20 protein-coding genes, 1 pseudogene and 1 riboswitch are annotated in these 22,266 nt (G+C 40.8%); of the genes and pseudogenes, 7 read left to right on the forward strand and 14 right to left on the reverse strand.

Annotated features, from left to right (window positions below; all coding sequences use genetic code 11):
• Positions 1–81 precede the first annotated feature (81 nt).
• Positions 82–615 (forward strand): peptide-methionine (S)-S-oxide reductase MsrA, encoded by a 534-nt coding sequence (gene msrA, locus L3Q70_RS13305; protein WP_130149509.1) that lies wholly within the window; start codon positions 82–84, stop codon positions 613–615.
• Between the two features lie 57 nt (positions 616–672).
• Here the strand turns inward: msrA and L3Q70_RS13310 are convergent, their stop codons facing one another.
• Both L3Q70_RS13310 and L3Q70_RS13315 read right to left on the reverse strand, forming a co-directional pair.
• Positions 673–2,532, reverse strand: coding sequence for a TonB-dependent receptor (locus tag L3Q70_RS13310; protein ID WP_062568756.1), 1,860 nt, complete (start codon positions 2,530–2,532; stop codon positions 673–675).
• Between the two features lie 33 nt (positions 2,533–2,565).
• Positions 2,566–2,738: riboswitch (cobalamin riboswitch) on the reverse strand.
• A gap of 174 nt (positions 2,739–2,912) precedes the next feature.
• Positions 2,913–3,395 carry a YajQ family cyclic di-GMP-binding protein gene (locus L3Q70_RS13315; protein WP_054551104.1) on the reverse strand — a complete coding sequence of 161 codons (483 nt, stop codon included), beginning with the start codon at positions 3,393–3,395 and terminating at the stop codon, positions 2,913–2,915.
• A gap of 154 nt (positions 3,396–3,549) precedes the next feature.
• Here L3Q70_RS13315 and L3Q70_RS13320 point away from each other — a divergent pair, with 154 nt between their 5' ends.
• Together L3Q70_RS13320 and L3Q70_RS13325 are read left to right on the forward strand one after the other, a co-directional pair.
• Entirely contained in the window at positions 3,550–3,900 is a 351-nt protein-coding gene (locus tag L3Q70_RS13320) for a VanZ family protein (RefSeq protein ID WP_130149507.1), read from the forward strand.
• A complete protein-coding gene (locus L3Q70_RS13325; protein ID WP_237114414.1) occupies positions 3,893–4,798 on the forward strand; it encodes a 2-dehydropantoate 2-reductase in 906 nt (301 codons plus the stop codon). Before L3Q70_RS13320 ends, L3Q70_RS13325 begins: the two co-directional genes overlap by 8 nt.
• 123 nt (positions 4,799–4,921) lie before the next feature.
• On the opposite strand, the gene thiI is transcribed toward L3Q70_RS13325, so the two are convergent.
• Positions 4,922–6,379, reverse strand: a complete 1,458-nt coding sequence (gene thiI, locus L3Q70_RS13330) for a tRNA uracil 4-sulfurtransferase ThiI (protein WP_062568753.1) — start codon at positions 6,377–6,379, stop codon at positions 4,922–4,924.
• Between the two features lie 108 nt (positions 6,380–6,487).
• Positions 6,488–7,141, reverse strand: a complete 654-nt coding sequence (locus tag L3Q70_RS13335) for a TetR/AcrR family transcriptional regulator (RefSeq protein ID WP_062568752.1) — start codon at positions 7,139–7,141, stop codon at positions 6,488–6,490.
• A gap of 227 nt (positions 7,142–7,368) precedes the next feature.
• On the opposite strand from L3Q70_RS13335, the gene coaD reads away from it, so the two are divergent.
• Positions 7,369–7,851 carry a pantetheine-phosphate adenylyltransferase gene (coaD, locus tag L3Q70_RS13340; RefSeq protein ID WP_062568751.1) on the forward strand — a complete coding sequence of 161 codons (483 nt, stop codon included), beginning with the start codon at positions 7,369–7,371 and terminating at the stop codon, positions 7,849–7,851.
• Positions 7,848–9,218 (forward strand): capsule assembly Wzi family protein, encoded by a 1,371-nt coding sequence (locus tag L3Q70_RS13345; RefSeq protein WP_237114415.1) that lies wholly within the window; start codon positions 7,848–7,850, stop codon positions 9,216–9,218. The genes coaD and L3Q70_RS13345 overlap by 4 nt, the downstream gene beginning before the upstream one ends.
• A gap of 14 nt (positions 9,219–9,232) precedes the next feature.
• On the opposite strand, the gene L3Q70_RS13350 is transcribed toward L3Q70_RS13345, so the two are convergent.
• The 9 genes and pseudogenes from L3Q70_RS13350 to argC all read right to left on the reverse strand — a co-directional run bounded on the left by L3Q70_RS13350 (position 9,233) and on the right by argC (position 17,108).
• Positions 9,233–9,772, reverse strand: a complete 540-nt coding sequence (locus L3Q70_RS13350; RefSeq protein WP_237114416.1) for a hypothetical protein — start codon at positions 9,770–9,772, stop codon at positions 9,233–9,235.
• A 2-nt stretch (positions 9,773–9,774) separates the two neighbouring features.
• Positions 9,775–10,293 (reverse strand): hypothetical protein, encoded by a 519-nt coding sequence (locus tag L3Q70_RS13355; protein ID WP_237114417.1) that lies wholly within the window; start codon positions 10,291–10,293, stop codon positions 9,775–9,777.
• Positions 10,283–10,825 (reverse strand): hypothetical protein, encoded by a 543-nt coding sequence (locus L3Q70_RS13360; protein ID WP_237114418.1) that lies wholly within the window; start codon positions 10,823–10,825, stop codon positions 10,283–10,285. Before L3Q70_RS13360 ends, L3Q70_RS13355 begins: the two co-directional genes overlap by 11 nt.
• Positions 10,826–10,839: 14 nt before the next feature.
• Positions 10,840–11,046 (reverse strand): hypothetical protein, encoded by a 207-nt coding sequence (locus tag L3Q70_RS13365; RefSeq protein ID WP_237114419.1) that lies wholly within the window; start codon positions 11,044–11,046, stop codon positions 10,840–10,842.
• Between the two features lie 234 nt (positions 11,047–11,280).
• Positions 11,281–13,144, reverse strand: a pseudogene (argH, locus tag L3Q70_RS13370) (argininosuccinate lyase).
• A gap of 52 nt (positions 13,145–13,196) precedes the next feature.
• Entirely contained in the window at positions 13,197–14,399 is a 1,203-nt protein-coding gene (locus tag L3Q70_RS13375; RefSeq protein WP_193987777.1) for an argininosuccinate synthase, read from the reverse strand.
• Between the two features lie 9 nt (positions 14,400–14,408).
• Positions 14,409–15,329, reverse strand: coding sequence for an ornithine carbamoyltransferase (locus L3Q70_RS13380; protein ID WP_237114420.1), 921 nt, complete (start codon positions 15,327–15,329; stop codon positions 14,409–14,411).
• Between the two features lie 7 nt (positions 15,330–15,336).
• Entirely contained in the window at positions 15,337–16,098 is a 762-nt protein-coding gene (argB, locus tag L3Q70_RS13385; protein WP_237115273.1) for an acetylglutamate kinase, read from the reverse strand.
• Entirely contained in the window at positions 16,098–17,108 is a 1,011-nt protein-coding gene (gene argC, locus L3Q70_RS13390; protein WP_062568741.1) for an N-acetyl-gamma-glutamyl-phosphate reductase, read from the reverse strand. Before argC ends, argB begins: the two co-directional genes overlap by 1 nt.
• 221 nt (positions 17,109–17,329) lie before the next feature.
• Between argC and argE the strand changes: the two genes are divergently transcribed.
• Positions 17,330–18,484: an acetylornithine deacetylase gene (gene argE, locus L3Q70_RS13395; protein ID WP_237114421.1), complete on the forward strand. Its 1,155-nt coding sequence runs from the start codon at positions 17,330–17,332 to the stop codon at positions 18,482–18,484.
• A 36-nt stretch (positions 18,485–18,520) separates the two neighbouring features.
• Here the strand turns inward: argE and panP are convergent, their stop codons facing one another.
• A complete protein-coding gene (gene panP, locus L3Q70_RS13400; protein ID WP_130149495.1) occupies positions 18,521–20,149 on the reverse strand; it encodes a pyridoxal-dependent aspartate 1-decarboxylase PanP in 1,629 nt (542 codons plus the stop codon).
• 618 nt (positions 20,150–20,767) lie between these two features.
• Between panP and L3Q70_RS13405 the strand changes: the two genes are divergently transcribed.
• The gene (locus L3Q70_RS13405) at positions 20,768–22,252 is read left to right on the forward strand and encodes a GGDEF domain-containing protein (RefSeq protein ID WP_346657789.1); all 1,485 of its coding nucleotides are present in this window, start codon (positions 20,768–20,770) and stop codon (positions 22,250–22,252) included.
• Positions 22,253–22,266 lie beyond the last annotated feature (14 nt).

Below are 22,266 nucleotides of genomic sequence, written 5' to 3' on the forward strand. Positions count from 1 at the left end.
AGTCTTTAGCGATAATAAAACGCCGTCTTTACGGCGTTTTGTTTTTTCAGCTATAGTCAGCAAAAAGGTGAGGAAATTAAAATGGAAAACAACATACAAATAGCCACTTTTGGCGGTGGTTGCTTCTGGTGTATTGATGCCGCATTTAGACGTGTTAAGGGTGTGCTAAACGTCAGCTCTGGTTATGCTGGTGGTGACATTGAAAACCCGAGTTATCAGCAAATTTGTACTGGCTTAACCGGTCACGCCGAAGTCGTTCAACTTGATTTTGACAGCAGTATTATTAGTTACCACAGCTTACTTGAAATGTTTTTTACTTTGCACGATGCCACGCAACTAAACCGTCAAGGTAATGATGTTGGCACCCAGTATCGCAGTGTTATTTATTACCACGATGAACAACAAAAAGTGGCGGCTGAGACAATGATTGCTAACTTACAAAAGCAAATTCGCGAGCCAATAGTCACTGAAATAAGCCCACTCACTAACTTTTACCCTGCGGAGCAATACCATCAAGACTACTATACCGAAAACCCTAACCAAGGCTATTGCAGTATTCTTATTGCACCTAAACTTGAAAAATTCGCTCAGCATTACGCAGATAAACTAAAATAAAAAAAGCCCGCTAAGTAGGTAGCGAGCTTTTAGACGCAGAACTAATAATTTTCTTTATTAGAACTGATAACGGGCACCTACAAACAAGCGACGCTCAGCCGTGTTGTAGTAATAAAGCTCGTCGTTGATGAAGTCACCATCTAAGTCAGTGCCATAGGCATCAACGGCGTTGTACTGTTTATCGAACAGGTTTTCTACGCGAAGTGATAAGGTTAAATTATCAGTGGCTTGGTAGTGACCTACAAAATTCCACAGAGTATATGAAGGCAAGTGCGTGAGTTTACCATCGCGGTCTCCTCGGTACTGCATATCAATACCCGCATCAAAGTCGCCCCATGCTTTATGTAGTGACCAGTTCACGCTTTGTTTTGATACATAAGTCAGCGCTTCACCTGTTTCAGTATCTTCTGCTGATAGATAAGTAAAGTTAACACTATGATCAAAACCAAATACTTGGTTTTCGAAACTAAACTCTATCCCTTCGTGGCGAGCTTCATTGATATTTGTTGGCTGCCAATTACCTGATGCATTTGGTGCCCACGCAATTTTGTTATCTATTTCATTACGGAAAATAGCAATATCCAGGCTAATGTCATTCACATTTAATGATAAGCCTAACTCTTGGTTATCAGATGTTTCAGGCAATAAATTGGGATTTCCTGGGCTTGGTTCAGGGAAATATAAATCATTAAATGTGGGCGATTTAAAGCCAGTACTTTGGCTTACACGGAATGTTGCGATGTCGTTTAAGTGATAACCCACAGCAGCAGTATAAGTTGTTTCGTCGCCGAACTGTTGGTCATCATCTTGGCGTAGCGTTAAATTAGCAAGTACTTGTTCATCATCATAATAAGCACCAATAAATGCTGCAAACACTTCGCGGCTATCTTTTAAGTAAGTACCAGAGTTAGTATTTACTTTATCTTTATACCAATTTAAACCACCGCTTAGTGTCAGCGCTTGATTGAAAAAGTATTGACCGTTGTAATCGATTTGCTTACGTTCAGTTTCAAACTTATCGACCACAGCAGCACCTGTATAGTCGATACGTGAATCGTCTGAGCTGTCGCTTGAGATTGCAATATCAATCGCATGGCTGTGTTTTTCAAAGGCCTTTTTCCAACCTAATGAAGCTTGATAATTTTCGAATTCACCTTTTTCTACCCTGCTATCCGCAGGACTAAAAGAACTATCGTACTGCGCTTCACCTTCTGAGTACTGACCTTGTAATAAAAGCTCCCCTAGTTGCTCATTTTGATAGCCTAGGTTAAAGCCAAGGTTTTTATTTTCATAGCCATCTTCATCGGGTGCTACGCCTTGCAATACATCAAAGCCATCTGTTTTTTCATAACCAGCATTAACAGCAATATCAACACCAGCAAACTGACCACCAGTAGCCACTTGGTACTCTTGATAAGAATCAGAACCAAATGTAACATCTAAGGTCGTGTTTTGTGCTTTGCGAGTAATAATATTAATCACACCCGCTAATGCATCAGAACCATACACAGCAGCGCGAGAACCTTTAATAACCTCAACACGTTCAATACTGTTTAAAGGAATATTGCTAATGCCTTTATAGCCAAGCGTTGCAGACCCTGTGCGCACACCATCAATTAAGATAAGTGTATGACGTGTGCCTGAACCACGCAGTGAAACACCTGCGTTTTGACCAAAGCCACCATTGGCATTGATTTGAAAGCCTGCGCGGGTGGCAAGTAAACTTGGTAGGTCTCGCGCATAGCTAGCTTCAATATCAGTGCGGTTAATGACAGTTACGCTGGCCAATACATCATTAATTGATTGTTCGAATTTATTCGCCGTGACTGTAATATGCTCGATTGACTGCTCATCCGCAGACACAGAAAAAGACAACGCAGCAGCAACCGCTACGCCTAAGGTAGATTTATTTAGCATGATATCCCCTCGCCTGTGCCCACCGCACACGCAAATAGTAAGTTACTCCAAGGCCGGTCTCCGGACTTTGCGCATGCAGGGCACACACATTACCGTTGCGGGGGCAGTGTTGGCATTGTTTTCTCCATGAAAACGCACCAGCTTCCCGATTATCTTGCTGCTACTTCAACCTTTGAAGTATAGGTACCTTAGAAGGTACAGCAAGCACCTTGAAAATAGGCCGCTATTATGATGATTTTAGGGATAAAAGTCAATGGACGGCTATACTGCTAAAGGCTTTTTTATCAACAAAAAAGCCAAACGAATAGACCGCTTGGCTTTTTAGTGAAATTTAATTCATTTTTCATGCACTAGATTATGTATATAGTGCAAACAGCGAATTAATCGCGGAAGTTCTTAAATTGAAATGGCTGACCTAAATCAGCAGTACGCACAACTTGCATCGCTTCTTGTAAATCATCACGCTTTTTACCCGTAACACGTAATTCTTCACCTTGAATGGCTGCTTGCACTTTGATTTTTGAATCTTTGATTAACTTAACGATTTTCTTCGCTACGTCTTTTTCAATACCTTGCTTAAGTGCAACATCACGCATAACGTACTTACCACTGCGCGACTCATCTTTAAGCTCAAGGCTAGATACATCTAAACCACGCTTTGAAATTTTCGCAGCGAGAATATCAAAAAGCTGCATAACTTGTTGTGGTGCTTCAGCTTTTAGCTTGATTACTTTATCACTTAATTCGATTGATGCATCAACACCACGAAAATCAAAACGCGTCTCAAGCTCACGCTTAGCGTTGTCTACTGCATTTTGCGCTTCGTTCATTTCTACTTCAGAAACAATATCAAATGAAGGCATGGGGTTCTCCTAACAAATTTTCAAAATTAATATGGCAAGGATTATAACGTCAATTTTATAAATCTTTACATATTTCTGCACGCCGTTCAGGTGCGATAATAATTATGTTTGATATACTGCGGGTTCATTTTTAAACGACTTTTAGGATTTTTTCGTGACAAGGCGCGTTTACCAAGTTCTTTTTTTAATAAGCATTATCGGCTTCACTTTCTTATTCGCCAAAGAAATTAAAGGCGTGGGTAGCCTTTTTCCGCATATAGATAAAGTCGCACATTTTGGCATTTTCTTCGTGCTCGCTATGGTAATGGATAAAGCATTTAAACTCCCTCTTGTAGTGCAAATTCTGCTACTTGCAGGCTATGGTGCTGCTATTGAATTTATGCAAGATATGCTGCCTTACCGACAAGCTTCTGTTGGTGATTTTGTTGCTGACTTTATTGGTGCTGTAAGCTACTTTGTTATAAAGCTTGGTTTTCATTTAGGTAATAAGCAGCGCAATGGCTAAGACTCTCATTGTTGGTGATGGCGCAATTGGCTTATTATTTAGCTATTTTTTATCCACGCAGCATGACATCACATTACTTACCCGAAAACCAACCCTGACCACCCGCTTCTATCAAACGAGTAATGGTAAATCACACCCTATTAAAGCTCGCCTTATTAATCATCAAGAGCTTGCTGGGTCAGCCCCCTTTGACTTGGTGGTGATCACTGTTAAAGCATTTCAGGTGCAAGCGGCTTTTAAGCAAATAACACCTTACCTTAGTAAAGAGTGCCAGATCGTTATTTCTCATAATGGCATGGGTAATGTCGATGAACTCAATGCCCAGCTGTTACCTACTCAGGGGTTAGCGTTTTTAACAACGCGTTTAGCTGGGTTTAAAGTAACACCTTATAGTGTAAACCATACTGGAAATGGTGAAAGCGTGCTGGGCGCATGTAATATAGCGGCAAGTGAAAAGCTCAATGAGCTTAAACACCTATTTAGCAGCCTACCGCACTTTTCTGTAAGCGATGATATTCACTCATTGCGCTGGCAAAAACTGTTAGTGAATGTTGCTATTAACCCATTAACAGCCATTCATAACGTTAAAAATGGTCAGTTACGTGCACCGCAATTTAGTACACGCATCATTAATTTGCTCAGCGAAGCCTGCCTTGTGGCCAATAAACAAGGTATTAAAGTAAAGCTCAACGAGGCACTGGATCAGGCCTATTGTGTGATGACTGCAACCGCTGAAAACTTTTCATCTATGCAGCAAGACATTAGCCATAATAGAGAGTCTGAAATTGATGCTATCTGTGGTTATGTATGTGAGCAAGGTGCAAAGCTGGGTGTAAAAACCCCTCATAATCAAGCAATGCTCTGTTTGATAAAAACCAAATCAGCTGAGTTTTCATAAAAGTAAGCACGCTTCGAGGGAAAAAGTAAACGGCGCGCAGGCGTCAAACGTGTTTTGCGCAAAACAAGCCATTCCACCAGCCATAAAAAAAGCGCGAACGTGTCGCGCTTTTATCAGTATCCCTTATGGGCGATACACTTTTACGTTACTGTAGCCTTCTTCGTGCAGGATCAGCGCTTGCAACTGGCTCATTACCCCTTTCGCACAATATAGGTAATATTCTTTATCTTTTGGTAAGTCACCAAATTTAGTCGCTAAGCGGAAGAAAGGTAAATGCACAACATCAATACCTTCAAGCTCCAGTGGATTGGCATCTTCTTCCTCAGGTGAACGTATATCTACAACAACCGCCCCCTCAGGTAAGTCAGATACAGATTCAGCCTCTTTCACTTCTTCTTTTGCTTCGGTGTCGATATCACGGATATCCATCACACGCGCATTTTCAACGACCGTATTTAGCACGTCGAAATCAAACTTAGCTTCTTCGGCAAGAATCGTTTTAATTTTAGCTTTAACCGTAGGCTTTTTAGAGATCACACCACAGTATTCAGGCATGCTTTCTGCCATTTCGGCGGTACCAATTTGACGCGCAATATTAATAATATCTTGCTTGTCGTGTTGGATTAACGGACGAATGATTAAAGTTTCAGTCACACGGTCAATGACACTCAAATTCGCAAGTGTTTGACTTGAAACCTGCCCAATACTTTCACCTGTTACGAGTGCTTGCACACCTAGTTTTTCTGCAACTTGACTACCGGCACGCATCATCATACGTTTTAGAACCACACCCATTTGGCTGTTTTCTACGTTTTCAAGGATTTCAGCAACAACAGGTTCAAAATCAACCGTCACGAACTTAACTTTATGAGTAGAGCTAAATTGCTTCCAGATGTAATAGCTCGCCTGCTTAACACCGATTTCGTGGGCTGCACCACCTAAGTTAAAGAACAAGAAGTGAGTACGCGCCCCCTTACGGATCATTTGATAGCTGGCAACACCAGAGTCAAAACCGCCAGACATAAGCGATAATACATCTTCTTGTGTTGGCAGCGGGAAGCCCGCCATACCTAAGTGAGTTTCAGTAACTATATAGGCTTTATCATCACGCACTTCTAAACGTACTGTTACTTCAGGGTGAGATAATTTAACGCGCGCCCCTTCAACATGCTGGTTTAAACCACCACCTACGTAGCGCTCTACATCGCTCGATGTAAAGTCATGCTTACCTGAACGCTTACAACGCACGCAGAATGTTTTGCCTGCAATCGTATGGCCAATTAGCTCAAGTGCTTTTTGGTAAATATCGTCAATTGAGTCGAAGCCTGTTTCTGTTACTTCAATAAACTGTACGATACCAGGAATGCGTTTTAAGCCATCAATGATATCTAAGCGAACTTGCTCAGAGTCTAGGAGGCTTACCACTGAGATATTGTCCCAGTTATTTCTAACCTGCACTTTTTCGTCAACGCGACGTAAAACGATCTTAATGTTATTTTCTAATAACTTGGTGAAACGCTTACGAACAGACTTACTCTTAATAGCGATTTCAGGATGTAATTTGACGATAAATTTAAGCATAGTTCACTCTTAGACAGTGGGATTCACACGGCCCGAGGCATACCAACCTCAAGGGCGCGCGATTATAACAAAAATTATAGCGTCTAGGAAATAAACTGCTTTGTAGGATTATTGTTCGCTTTGCTCAGTGGCAGCAAGTGCTAAGTACTTTGCTCTTAAGTTGTTTACTTGTTCCAAATGTTGCTCTGTACAATGTGCTTTTAATAGCAATAGTACTTTTAAGATACCGTTATAGATATCTTCTCTGGCAAGCTCGCCGCTCAAGCGACGGGCTTTAATGTAAGGTGTCCAAAAGCTCACTGTCATTTTAAGCATATGGGCAAGCTCTGTTACATCGGCGTCATCAATAGTAATAATACCACCTGAACGTAATGCAAATAACACCTCTTTTACCTGCTCTAACAGCGCAGCTTGAAACTCGATATAGTCTTTTTTTAATACTTCATCACGGGATAAAATATCACCCAAATTATCGTAAAAAAATTGAAATCGCCACATCAGTTCAAACAAAGAGTCTAAATACCCTGCTAAGTTTTCAAGCGCATTATCTTCTGGTTTTAATGGCTTAAAGTGCGTATGGAGATGTTCACTGTATAAAGCAAAAATGTGACGAATAATGTCTTCTTTATTTTTAAAGTGATAATACAGATTGCCAGGGCTAATACCCATGTGTGCAGCAATGTGGTTAGTCGTAATAGCACGCTCTCCATGGAGATTAAATAGCTCAATGCTGGTATGTATGATTTTATCCTTTGTGCTCATATGCTGCTTACTCTATTTTTATATTTATTACGATCTGAAGTTCATTTTCAGCCAAGCAGTATAAACAAATGCGTGGCAATAAAATACTACCTTGAAAAATTCTAACTTCAATCGGCTTAGTACCTTATATAAAACCAAAAAATCTAATAGGATGCTCTTACTTCAAAGCTGCATACGAGTGAAAACACTGTTACTATAGCAAGCAAATTTTTAACTAGCTGATAGATATGAACGTTACTGCAATCTACCCAGGTACCTTTGACCCGCTAACGAATGGGCACACAGACCTCATCCATCGAGCAGCTAAAATGTTCGACAAAGTCATTGTGGCTATTGCTCATAATCCAAGTAAACAACCCTGTTTTACACTAGAAGAACGTGTAGAGTTAGCAAATACAATTTTAGCCCACCTTAAAAATGTAAGCGTGATCGGCTTTTCTGGTTTATTAGCTGACCTTGCCCGTGAGCATAAGGCTGAAGTACTCATTCGTGGTATTCGTGCTGTATCTGACTTCGACTATGAGTTTCAGCTAGCAAATATGAACCGACGCCTAAACCCTGATTTAGAAAGTGTGTTTTTAACACCCGCTGAAAAAAACTCGTTTATTTCCTCGACGCTCGTTAAAGAAGTTGCCCGTCATCATGGTGATGTGAGCGAATTTGTTAACCCTATTGTCGCCACCGCATTACAGGAAAAAATACACGGATGAAACTAAAAAAGTTCATTAGCTTAAGTGCTTTACTAATGATCTCTGCACCAAGCTTTGCTGAGCCATGGATAGAAAGTGATGACCCTTTGTTAAGGGCTTCTATAGAGATGCTATTTAATCAAGGAATTATAAAACAACCTATCAATAGTTACCCGCTTATGTGGCAAGGTATTGCAGGTGATTTAGCAGCTATCGACCCTAATAATTTACAGGAACGTAGTTTTTTCGCGTATCAGCACGTTAAGCACGCTCTCAATAACGCCAAACGAAAAAACAGTTCTGGGGTGCGCTTCAATTACAATAGTGAACCCGAGACACAACAGGGCTTTACGACACGCGATCAGCAAAAAAGTGGTATTAACAGCTATGGTTCAATAACCGGTAAGCGAGTAAGTGCCAAAGTAAGTGTGAACTATGCTGACGAGTCACTCGACGGAAAATACACAAATTATCATGGTAGTTATCTAGCCGTGTTAATGGGTAACTGGTCAATCAGTGCAGAGCGAGTAAGTCATTGGTGGGGCCCGAGTAACGACAACGCCTTGTTACTATCGAATAACGCAGCTCCGATGAAAGGCCTGCGCTTTTCCCGTGCAAACAGTCAATATGTTGGCCCTAGTTGGTTATCATTTATTGGTAATTGGCAGTTAACTGGTATTTACGCTAAACAAAAACCATTTTTAAATAGCAGTGAAGAAGGCGATTATTGGGCTTTAAGGTTTGCAAGTACACCATTAAAAGGGCTTGAAATTGCAGTAAATACGGCAAGTTCTGATTATCTTACTGATGAATATATCGATTCAGTTACACTCGAAAGCCAAACATCGACCCATCGCCTAACAAGTATTGATGTTAAATACTCAACATCCATAGCACAGCAACCTGTTGCATTTTATGCTGATGTAATGGGGCGTAATGAAAGTGGCCTTGCACCAAGTGATCCTTTTTATACTGTGGGTATTGAAAGCTACTTTGGTTCAAATGACAGTTTACTGAAAACCTATTTTGAATACTCAAATACAGAGCAACAATGCAGCCTTACAGCTGATTGTGTATACGGCTCGGGTAGCTACACACAAAAACAAAGACTTATTGGCAGCTCTGTGCCTAAGCAAAGTAAATCGGCTGTGTTAGGTGCTTATTACCATACTCTAGATGGTTATGGAGGTCATGCAAAGCTACGTTGGATTGACAGTGAAGCGGAAGAAACACCTGCAGATATGACGCAATTACAATTAGAACTTGGTTATCAACAATCTTTATTTAGTGGTCTTTGGAAAGTAACCGGACTTGTATCAAGGGATGAAATAGGCAATGACTCTGACACAAATACTGGCTTAAGAACAAGCTGGGAATTTCGTTTTTAAACCGCTATCACGGGTCAAGTAAGCTTTGCTTGACCCCGACCCCATCTATACAACTTTACAAGCCCTAGAAAGTCTTTGTTACATAGCAGCGCAATTATCATCATTATATCCATCGTATTAACTGTCACGGTGTACACATCCCAAAACCACCAATGACCAGTAAAGTGGGCATAGTTGGTGTCGTAATACATTGCCAGAAACAATAAAATATTCACCGAGAGCCCTGTAAAAATATATAACTTTGCAGGGACCTCATTTAGGTTTTTTTTACGGGTAACAAACCAAATGAAAGACAACATAATTAAGTCTGACGCAGCCCAAATTAAATATGCAAGTGTCGTATTGAGGATGTTGTAGCCTAAAGTAACGTTAAGGAGTGGATCACTTACCATATAAGATAAAAACATTGCCAATGCTATCCACATCACTGTTTTATCTCCACCCCCTACCGATGAAGACTTTTTTACCATGTTGTACAAAAAGGCCATCAGAAAGCCCCACATGATAAAAGTGGCAAGATACACACCTAAGTATTCTTGGAGATATTCAAGCATAACTAGCTTGTTTTTACCTTTCTAGTATTTAATGTAAGTAAATGAGCTATTTGCTCTAGCGCTTTTCTGAAAAGAAAAATATCTCTATTTACTATCATCGCAATGATCATCAATATATCTAAAAAGTTAACCCCGACTGAGAAAAATGACCATAAAGCCCAAGGCTCCCTATTATTTAGAATATAGATATCGATATGGAGTGAAAGTACTAAGCATGCATTTATAAATAAGCCAATAATCACATAATAAACAGCTGTAAAATATTGAACTTTCTTTATATAAAGCCAAGAGACAATTACAGTGATTGTGATCAGATCATATAAAAACCAATTAAAATAAGTCTGCCTAGATAACTGGATGAAATCTGTACAAAAATAAGAAACAACCATTATGATAGATAATTTGAGAAGCGACTTATCACGCTTATTTACACTAGATGATAAATTGAACAAGAAGGCCATAAGCACTCCCCACTCAATAAAAGTACCGATTAATTTACCGGTAATTGAATCAATATACATTCGAGGAAGTATTTATTTTTCTAGCTTTTGAAGAAGGTGAAATTAAATTTTTCAATTTATGAAGCCAAAAGATATCCCTATCCACAATCAAAACAATTATCATAGATAAATCAATAATATTCACCCCAAACGAGTAAATATCCCAGAAGAACCAAGGCTTGGTATTTCCATAGATGAACAGATCAAGGTACATTAGTAAAAATAGAGTTGTATTTATACTCAACCCAACAATCAGGTAAAGAAATGAAGGGGTTGTTTTTTTGAAAAAGAAATAAGTTAAACAAAGACATACAATAGTGACGATGTCATATAATGCCCAGTCGAGGTAAGTTGCGGGAACTGGTGATAACCAAGTGAAGAGGAAATCTCCTGCCATATAAGAAGTTGCCATTATAAAGGAACTGAGCAGTAAGGTCGTTTTTCTTTTTACACCCAATGCAAACACAAACACATTAAAAAAGAACGCCATCAACATTCCCCAGACAACAAAGGCTGACAACGAAAAAACGCCAAAAAGCTCAGTTAGAAACATCCATTACCTGTCATTTATTCTTCTTTCTTCTTATTAGGGAAAACAGCACCACCACCACGTTGAAGATCAGTACCGCCTGATAAAGAAAGCGCTTCACTAGATAAAGTTACTGTATCAGATTGTAAGGTTTTATTACTAGTAGTTTGTTCTAGTGCAGGCTTTGTTTGTTGCATTTGGCTGTAAGCTTGCATCTGTAATTGACTATTATTTGAAATTTGCATGATTTAAATCCTTTAAGTTTAAATTGTAGTTAACGTGTGACGAATCACAAACGTACTCAGCGCTCTCGTTTTATTGACGCTTTTTGTACATTTTTGCAGCATTTTTGCTACATATCAAACTAAGCAACTAACGATCCAACTTTTCGCTTAAACAGATCTTTTTGATCAACTCAGCAAATTTCAGGCATAAAAAAACGCACAGGGGTAACCGTACGTTTTTACTATCCAGGGAAATTAAGCTACGTTTTTACACGGGATCACCGCATTCTCACGAGGCCTTAAAATAAATTCCATTGCGACTTCATCGCAATTGTCTTTGCGAAGGCAAAGCTCACAATCTTTCATGACTTTTTCCGGTAAACTATCTTTGCTGCAATAGCTGAAGCCTTGTTTTTTAAAAAAATCTGGCACGCGCGTTAATACAATGACACGGCTAAGCGCCAACTTTTTGGCTTTAACTAATAAGTGCTCAACTAATTGTTTGCCTTGACCTGTGATACTCATCTTTGGATCAATCCCTAAAGATCGGATCTCTGCAAGTCCTGTATCGTAAATATACAATGAGGCGCAGCCAGCAACCTGGTCTGCAACCTCCGTGACTGCAAATTCATTAATTGAATGAATCATGTCACTTTTAGCGCGAGGTAGGTTTTCCCCATTCATTGCCCAGTATTGAATTAGTTGGGCAATGCTCTCAACGTCATTTAAATTTGCATCACGTACTTTTATTTGCCGTTTTTTTTGCATATTCAATTGCATTAGAGACTTGCTCAACAGAGGTACCACCTAATGCCTGACGTGCTTTTATACATGCGTCTATTTCTAATACAGGATAGACATCTGACTCGAAAATGCTATGTACAGATTTAAATTGTTCTAAACTTAAATCTTCTAAGTTATTCCCTTTAGAAATAGCCATTTGCACTAAGGTACCAACAATGTGGTGCCCTTCTCTAAAGGGGATGCCTTTAGCCACTAAATAGTCAGCAAGCTCAGTCGCATTTGAGTGACCGCCTTTTGCAGCAGCAAGGGTTTTATCTGCATTAACTTTAATACCTTTGATGCACGCTTGCGCCATATGAATACACGCAAGCCACGTTGGCATCGCATCAAATAAGCCTTCTTTGTCCTCTTGCATATCTTTATTATAAGCAAGCGGCAGTGCTTTAAGTGTCATCATCATGGCGCTAAATGCACCAAATACACGGCCCGTTTTACCACGGATTAACTCAAGTGCATCTGGGTTTTTCTTTTGCGGCATTAATGATGAGCCTGATGTTACTCCATCAGACAGCTCTATAAAGCCCGCTTCGCCTGAGTTATAAAAAATCAGGTCTTCGGCCATACGCGATAAATGAATCATTGAAATTGACGCGCAGCTTAATAGCTCAACCACAAAGTCACGGTCAGATACAGCATCTAAACTGTTACGTGTTGCTGCGGTAAAACCTAACCCTTCGGCAAGAGTTTGCCTATCTATTGGGTACGCCGTACCCGCTAAAGCACCGCTACCGAGTGGACAATAATTCATACGATTTTTGGCATCGGTTAAACGGCTTTCATCACGCTCAAGCATTTCAACATAGGCCATACACCAATGGCTAAATAATACAGGTTGTGCACGCTGTAAGTGTGTATAACCCGGTAGAATAGTGCCTAACTCACGCTCAGCTAAGGCAATAAACTCACCTTTAAGCTCTGCAATGGCTTCAAGAATATGCTCGGCAGTATCACGACACCATAAACGGAAATCTGTCGCTACTTGGTCATTACGACTACGACCCGTATGAAGCTTTTTAGCAAGATCGCCCACTTTATCAATCAGTGCTGACTCAACATAAGAATGAATGTCTTCATGCCCTGCTCCAGCCACTGCTTGTGGGTTTGCTTTAACTTCATCTAACAGCTTATTCAGTGCTGCAACGAGGTCATCATATTCTTGCTGATTTAACACATTAACTTGCTTAAGCGCTCCCGCCCAAGCAACCGAACCAATAATGTCTTGCTCTGCAAGTTGATAATCAAAAGGAAGTGAATCGTTAAATTGCTTAAACGCTTCATCTGGCCCCGTAGAAAAACGTCCGCCCCATAATGCCATTGAACTGCCTCCAAACTCGGCGATTGCCCCGCTTTGCAAGGCAATAATTAAATTACTTTTTCGTTAGTGCTGAGATTCTGCTAGATAGCGAGAATAAACGAATGAAGCCTTCTGCATGTGATTGGTCATATACATCATCTTCGCCGAAGGTTGCGAAATCTTCACTGTATAAGCTATTCGGTGATTTTTTCTGTACCGCAGTGACTTGACCTTTATAAAGCTTAAGCACCACTTCACCGGTTGCGAGTTTAGACAGAGATTCAGCCCCAGCTAGAATCGAATCTTTCAATGGTGTAAACCAACGACCGTCGTAGACAAGGTGTGAAAACTCACCACCCAGTACTTCTTTCCATTTACGGCTTGATTTATCGAGCACGAGTTCATCAACCGCTTGTAATGCGGCCATGATCACTGTGCCCCCTGGTGTTTCATAACAGCCACGCGACTTCATACCGACTAAACGGTTTTCGACGATATCAACACGACCCACACCGTGTGGCGCAGCAATGTCATTTAATTTAACTAAACAGTCATAAGGTTTAAGCGTCTCACCATTTACCGCAACCACTTCACCTTCGACAACATTTAATGTCACATATTCAGGTTCGTTTGGTGCTTGCTCTGGCGAGTTAGTCCAAGTCCATACTTGCTCACTTGGTTGGCACCATGGATCTTCAAGCTCACCACCTTCGTGTGAAATATGCCACGCATTAGCATCACGGCTATAAATTTTTGTAGCAGACGCTGAACACGGAATATCACGCTCAGCCAAGTAATCAAGTAGTGATTCACGGCTCGATAAATCCCACTCACGCCATGGTGCGATTACTTTAAGATCTGGCGCAAGGGCTGCGAAACATGACTCAAAACGCACCTGATCGTTACCTTTACCTGTACAACCATGTGAAAGCGCATCAGCACCTACTTTACGGGCAATCTCTACTTGGGCTTTTGCAATGATTGGGCGCGCCATAGACGTACCGAGTAAATAAGTACCTTCGTAAATAGAACCCGTTTTTAAGGTTGGATAAATATAGTCACTGACCATTTCGTCTTTTAAGTCAACCACATAACATTCAGATGCGCCTGAAGCGATTGCTTTTTCTTCTACGCCTTCTAGCTCTTCAGCGCCTTGACCTACATCAGCAACAAATGCGATAACTTCACAGCCGTAGTTTTCTTTTAACCATGGCACGATTGCCGATGTATCTAGACCACCAGAATAGGCTAATACGACTTTTTTGATTGAACTCATTGGTGTTCCTTAAACAAAATTTGGATTTAATAATGTGACAAGCAGTGCGTTTTGCGCGTGCATACGGTTCTCTGCTTGTTGAATAATTTTTGATGCTGGGCCATCCATTACCTCAGAGGTAATTTCAAACTCACGATGAGCCGGCTGGCAATGCAACACAGTTTGCGCACCAGTTTGCTCAAGTAGTGCTTGATTTAACTGGTACGGCATATATTTAGCTTTCACCTGCTCAAGCGGTGTTTTATCGCCCATCGATACCCACGTATCAGCATAGACTGCATTTGCACCCACTGCCGCTTCAATTCTGTCGCTAACCATGACAGACGCTCCATTCATCGCTGCAATTTGCTCTGCTTGCTTAAGAATTTGCGAATCTGGCGAGCTTCCTTTCGGGCACACAGCGACAAAATCAGTCCCTAAAGTAGCAGCTAATAGCATTAGAGAGTGTGTGACGTTGTTACCTTCACCTAAGTATGCAAGCTTTAGTTTACTGACATCACCATGCACTTCTTGTAGCGTTAAAAAGTCAGCGAGTGCTTGGCATGGGTGGTATAAATCGCACAGACTATTTACCACAGGGACTGACGAAAACTCAGCAAGGGTGGTTAATGTTTTATGTGCAAATACGCGAGCAACAATGCCATCAGCCCAAGTTGAAATATTTAAAGCAAAATCTTTTACTGACTCACGCGCACCCATTGCGCCATTTTGTGAATCTAAATAAACAGCATGACCACCCAATTTATTAATACCAATATCAAATGATAAACGGGTACGTAAGCTTGGTTTTTCGAATAAGGTAACCACTGACTTGCCCGCTAAAGCTTGGCTAAAATCGACTGGGTTTGCTTTAATTTTTTGCGCTAAACCGAGTAGTTTAAGCGCGCCTTTTTGGTCTAACTCAAGACCAGATAAAAAGTGAGTAAACATGTAATACCTATGGTGTAATTTTCGTTCCTACGTGCTCGCCTTGTAATAAGGCGACTAAGTTTTCTGGCTTTAGCCAGCTTGAGATATACACACCACGTCGTAAATGTTGGGCAGCAAGAAGGCTGGTCTTAACTTTGACCTCCATCCCGCCCTGAATAACTCCTTCAAGAATTAATGCATCTATTTGCTGCGTATCAAGTTGATGTAGCGGTTGTTTGTTTGTATCAAGCACCGCTTCTACATCAGTCATAAAAATAAGTTCTGCATCAAGTTCTTTTGCAATCGCTGCTGCTGCTTCATCGGCATTAACGTTGTACCAAAGCCCATCTTCGCCAAAGCCAATAGAGCTCACTAAGGGTAAGCGGCCTTGCGCAATTAAACTTGGTAAAACACTGTCGGTGCTATCAGCGCATTGTCCAACTTGCCCAAGTGCTTTTAATTTTTGCTTAACCACAACGCCCGCTTCATAGAGGCTCATCCCCACAGGCTTATGCCCTGAAACAATTGCTTGACTCATTAGCTGTTTATTCGCACAGCCAGCCAGTGCCCCAACAATATAAGGCATTTGTTCTTTTGGACTGATACGTAAACCTTGGTGCTTCGCACTGGCAAACCCTGCGTCTTTAAGCCACGCATCAACTAATGCACCACCACCATGAACAATCACAAAGTTGGCCTGTTGCTGTGCTACAAGGACGTCAAATAAAGCTTTTGCGGCATCAGCTGTATTTAATACTGCACCGCCTATTTTAATTACCCATGTTTTCATCATAACGCTCCTACTAACCCGGTATGATGAGGAAGTCCCATCGCTAAATTAATACATTGCAATGCTTGCCCTGCGGCCCCTTTTAATAAGTTATCAATGGCCGACATAACAATCAGTTGCTCACCTTTTTGTTGCCATGCAATATCAACAAATGGTTGTTTAGCCACGCCTTTGATGCTTGGAATTTTATTGCCGAGTAAACGAATTAACGGCTCATTCGCTAGCACTTGATATGCCGCGCTCACTTGCTCTGCTGTCACACCTGGTTTTAATTGCACATAAATAGTTTCTAAAATTCCGCGAGGAAAATTACCTAAATGTGGGGTAAATAACACAGGGTGGCCAAGGTACTGCTCAATCTCAGGTGTGTGTCTGTGGTTAAACAAGCCATAAGGAGCAAGTGACACTTCGCAAAAGTGCGTATTCACACTGGCCTTCCTACCCGCACCGGTTACGCCAGAGACAGCATTAACAATGATGGTTTGCTCAGCTAATAAACCCGCTTCTTTAAGTGGCTTTAAAGAATTAAGTGCCGCTGTTGGGTAACACCCTGCTACAGCAACAAGGTTTGCTTTACTAATCGCATCGCTATTCCATTCAGCCAAACCATAAGCCGCTTGCTCTAAAAGCTCAGGATGTTCATGCGCGAAACCATAATAAGTTAGGTAATCCTCATTCCCAGCTAAACGGAAGCCGCCCGATAAATCAAAAACTTTTTTGCCCATGGCTAAAAATTGTGGCGCAAGATCAACACTCACTTTGTGATCAGTACATAGACACACATAATCAGCAGTGTTATTTATTTCCTGAAAAGCCTCAGCTGTTAGCGGTTGCAGCGGGTACGCTAACAAGCCTAAGTGCTCGGGGTATAAATCGCTTAATAATTTATCTTTATCTAAGCTCCCTTCAGACACATAACACGCTTGTAGAGTCAGTTTTGGATGCTTTGCAACTAAACTTGCTAGCTCTGCGCCGCTATAACCACTTGCGCCAATAATCACTACTTTCATTGCTTACTTTTACCTATTAAATCTATTTATCGATACGCCTAAAATTACTCGCCTAATTGCGAATAAAAACACTGTCTAAAGTAATGAAATCAGGTTATCGTCGTTTTGTGTTCATAGTGCCGTTTTAAAATATATTTATGCTTAAAAAGTGAATTGATATTCATCATAAATACTTTTATATTGTTATGCAATTAGATTGAATAATTATTTTTGGATTTTTTATGTCATTCCCCTCTTTTTTATCTATGTATCAGCAGCTAATTGCTGCCCCCTCAATCAGTTCGATTGAAGACTCTCTGTGCATGAGCAATAAAGAGGTGATCACCTTGCTCGCTACTTGGTGCGAAAGCCTTGGTTTCACATGTGAAATAACAGAGCTCGAAAACGGTAAAGGCCGTTATAACTTATTAGCGAAACGTGGTGAGGGTGATGGCGGTTTAATGCTTGCAGGTCATACCGACACGGTACCTTTTGATGATAGCCGCTGGAACTATAACCCTTTTCAACTCAGTGAGCATGACAACAAACTTTATGGCTTAGGCAGTATTGATATGAAAGGATTTTTTGCCTTTGTATTGCAAGCAATCAGTGAACTCGATGAATCCCAACAAACAGAGCCATTACTAATTCTTGCCACCGCTGATGAAGAAACCACAATGGCAGGGGCGCAACAAATTTGTCGTCATCCTAATTTAAAACCAGCACGCTGTATTATAGGTGAACCAACAGATATGACCCCAGTGTTCACTCACAAAGGCCACATGAGCACTGCGATTCGTGTGATTGGTCGCTCAGGCCATAGTTCAGATCCAGAACGTGGTTTAAACGCCATTGAAGTGATGCATAAAATGATTGCAAAATTGTTAATCATTAAAGAAGAATTAAAGAATAAATATTCAATTGAACATTTTCAAATCCCGTACCCAACTTTAAACCTTGGCCATATTCATGGTGGCGATAACGCAAACCGTATTTGCGGCTGCTGTGAAATGCACATTGATATGCGACCTTTACCAGGTTTAAGTGTGCAAGAACTGCAAGCAATTTTGCTAACTGCTGCTGAAGAGATTAATGCACACTACCCTAATGCGGTGAGTGTTATTGACTTACACGAGCCTATTCCAGCATTTAGTGGCAGTACAGATACTGCGCTTGTTAAACTTGCCGAACAAGTATCAGGCCAGCCTGCCGTTGCTGTAAATTACTGCACTGAAGCACCGTTTATTCAACAGCTTGGCTGTGAAACAATTGTCATGGGGCCTGGTTCAATAAATCAAGCCCACCAGCCCGATGAGTTTTTAGCGATGGAAAAAGTCAAACCTTCACAAGAAATCATCAGCAAAATGATTAAAGCAAGTTGCTTTCGTAATGAGTAAAAAGGGAGCTTGATGCTCCCTTTTCTAATTCACTCACTAATCCATATATTTACTTAAGTACTTTTTAAAGACAGGGTCGGTTTTCGCTAGGGCTTTTTGCTCTGCTAAAATATCTTTGAGAATTGTTTTAGAGGTTAATGGATTAGCCAATACAACCCTAAACACAACCGTTGGTTGATGGTCATATTTTGCAGGTGTTAAACGTGTACGCGATACAAAAGAGCGTCCTGCTTCACGCTGACGCTTTTGCATACTTGCGGTAAAACGATTCAACGAAGCGTAAATATCTAACTTCGTTTCTTCGTCAGCATCTTTAAGCTTAGCTTGGATTTCTTTTGGTACGTAGCGATAGGTTAATAGGCAAAGCTCAGGCTCTGAGATTAATTCAAAATCTTCATCCTGCTTAATCATGTCGGCGAAAGTACGAGCTTTCACGATACTACGGTCAATCAACATTTCGTAGCCTTTACGGCCAATAACACGTAAGCAAGCATGCACTAACATTGCCATACCTGGGCGACTGCCCTCTAAAGTATGACTGCCTAAATCTTTAGAGCCTTTACGAAGAATATATTCCGCATGATGCTCTATTGCATCTGTGGCAGCAGGGTCTTTAAATAACACAAGGCCTGCGCCCATTGGCACATACATTTGCTTATGGGCATCAATGGTGATTGAATCAGCGCGTTCGATGCCACTTAATAAATGACGGTAATTTTTAGATAATAAAGTTGCCCCGCCCCATGCTGCATCAACGTGAAAGTGACAGCCAAGCTCTTCGCTTAAATCGGCCATTTCGTTAAGTGGGTCTATACTGCCGGTTTCAGTCGTTCCAGCTACCCCAACTAGCGCCATAACTTTAATGCCAGATGCTTCAAGTTCATGGGCTTTTTCACGCATGGCTTGAACATCAACCTTGTTGTTTTCACCTGTTTTAATAGCAACAATGTTATCGCGTCCGATGCCAAGTAAATCAACCGTTTTACCAAGCGAATAGTGGCCTCGCTCTGAAACGAGTACAGCAAGTCCTTTATAGCCATAGTGCAGCATGCCAGCAATTAAACCTTGTGCTGCAATGCCTTTATAGTCACCATCGGCTTTTAATAAACGGTTGCGAGCAATCCATAAGGCGGTAATGTTGGCAACGGTTCCCCCAGAACAAAATGCCCCTAGCGATGTTTTTGCACTATGCATCCACTTGTTATAAAACGCATCCTCTTCACCATAGGCTAAATGGTGCATCATCCCTAAAACTTGTCGTTCTAGTGGCGTAAATGCTTTTGACGTTTCTATCTTTACTAGGTTTTGGTTTAGACCCACCATCAATTTTGATAGCGGTAACACAAAATGTGGCAAAGCGGATGTCATGTGGCCAATAAAGCTTGGCGCAGCTGTGTGAACTGAGTGTGCAACTAACTGCTCCATAATGTCTTGCGCGTAGTCAGAGACAAAAGTGGGCTCTTCTGGGATATTTGCCGACTGAAAATCTTTTTCTATCTCATGCAATGGCTTTTCAATTGCCGCAATATTCTCATTTAAGAATCCTGCAAGATTGCTTGAAATCTCTGATTCTATTCTACTCAAGGTTGAGTCCGGTGCTTCAGGCACCGTAAAAATACGAATCAAACTTTCTTTAGAGGCGACGGCACAACGCTTTTGATCCATCTTAATACCCATTATAAGCAGCTAAAATGCACCTAATGCTGAAACAATAAGGTTTGAATTTAGCGGCACTGTTGCTACGAAATTGGCTAACTTTACTGGAATATCACAAAAATGTCTCGTTTAAAGCTAAAAAGCCACGAATTCGGTGACAAAAAAATGATGTATCAATGAAATTTGCGCTAATTTTCTACTATCAGCCAGTTATTTTTTAAGTATAATCATCACACCACTGATAAAGGAATAATTATGTCCAAAGGAATGCAAAAGACCGGTTGGCTGCTTTATGGATTTGCCACTTTTTTTATCAGCTTATTTGGTTATATCTACTACACCTATGAGACCGCCCGTAGTGAGATAATGGCTGGCATTGATTCCAAGCTTCTCAATGCGGCTGTGAGTGTTAACCATATTTTAGGTAAGGATTACCACAATCAAGTCAACGCTGGCATACCAATCTCTTCGGCTGTTTATAAGCAAAAAATGAGAGCCCTCTCAGAATACGCCAAGCAAATGGACTTAGCGTATGTGTATTCTATGGTACTTCGGGACGATACCGTTTTTTTTAGCGCATCGAGTTATACCCAAAAGGATCAAAACGGCGGCCGTATCACGCAGTTTATGGATCCCTACACCGAAGCAACCAAAATAAATAAAGACGCCTTTTTTTCTACAGAGCCAGTTTTCGAAGTGTCAAAAGATCAATGGGGACACTTTAAAAGCATTTTTGTTACTTTCATCGATGAGAATGGCCATACCTATCTTACTGGTGCCGATATAACAATTACTGACCTCAACCAACAGTTACAACTAAGCGTAACACGCGCGACTATTACAGGGTGCTTCTTCTTTTTTATTGCCTCCTTAATTGCAGGGCTTTACTTTTTACAACTTAAACGCTCTCTTTCTACGGATGCGCGTACAGGCTTTGCTAACCACGTAGCGCTGGAATATTACCTTAAAAAAAGCACCAAGCACCGCATGGAGCTTGCAGTCATTACAATTAATGAAGTTGAGGATATTAGTAGCTTTTATGGCACAGAAGTAAGCGACAAGGTAATGGCCAGTTTATTGAACTATTTTCAGTCTCGCCTACCCAACGATGCGCTGGTATTTCGTCTTGCTACCAATAAAATAGCACTGTTACATACACGCGGTGCAGAGCAAGACTTTGATGACACTATTAACGCCTTTAATCAATCAATCCCTGTACTTAACGAGCCGTTTATTTATGTTAGTTTGCATGCAGGCATTGCCTCTGGTAATAAGCTAATGCTGATTGAAAACGCACATATTGCTCTTCAACAAGCAAAGTTAAACAATCAACGTATTATTCGTTACGAGAATGTCTTTAAACAAGTAGAAGAACAGTTTAGATACAATGTAAAGCTGGCTAAAAAAGTAAAAGAAGCGTTTGATAACAATCGTATCGTTCCCTATTTCCAACCCATTTATGATACGCAAACAAAGCAGGTAACTCATTACGAAAGCTTAGCAAGAATGGCATCAGCACAAGGGCGCATCTATACACCAGATTACTTTCTAACTGTTTTGAAACGCTCTCGAATGGACGGATTACTAACACGTACCATGTTTACTCGCTGTATTGAGCAATTTCGAAAAACCTCAATTAGCTGGAGCATTAATATTACAGCGCAAGATATTCTGGACCCCAGCTTAAGTGAGTTTTTAGAACAGCAGTTAAGACGCTACCCACAACCCAACAATATTATTTTTGAGTTTCATGAAACAGAAGCAATTGCCTACTTTAGTGAAGTAAAAGCATTTATTAGCTTACTTAAAAATAAAGGTGCGCAGGTTATGATTAACGAATTTGGTGCAGGATATTCAAACCTCTCAAATATCTTAAAGCTTGAAGTTGATGGTCTAAAGCTAGACCGTGGCTTAGTTAGCCAAGCACATACCAATGATGACAGCTATATGTTTATTGAACATTTAGTGAAGTACGCCAAACAACTTAACCTTGATGTCGTTGCCGAACAAGTCGAGAGCGAGCAAGTGGCTGAAGCACTTTCCAAAGCAGGTATCACATTAATGCAAGGAAACCACTTCGCACCACCCACGCCTTATGTGCCTCAGTCATAATGGCAAAGACACAG

Source organism: Pseudoalteromonas sp. CF6-2, assembly GCF_021729425.1.
Taxonomy (GTDB): domain Bacteria; phylum Pseudomonadota; class Gammaproteobacteria; order Enterobacterales; family Alteromonadaceae; genus Pseudoalteromonas; species Pseudoalteromonas arabiensis.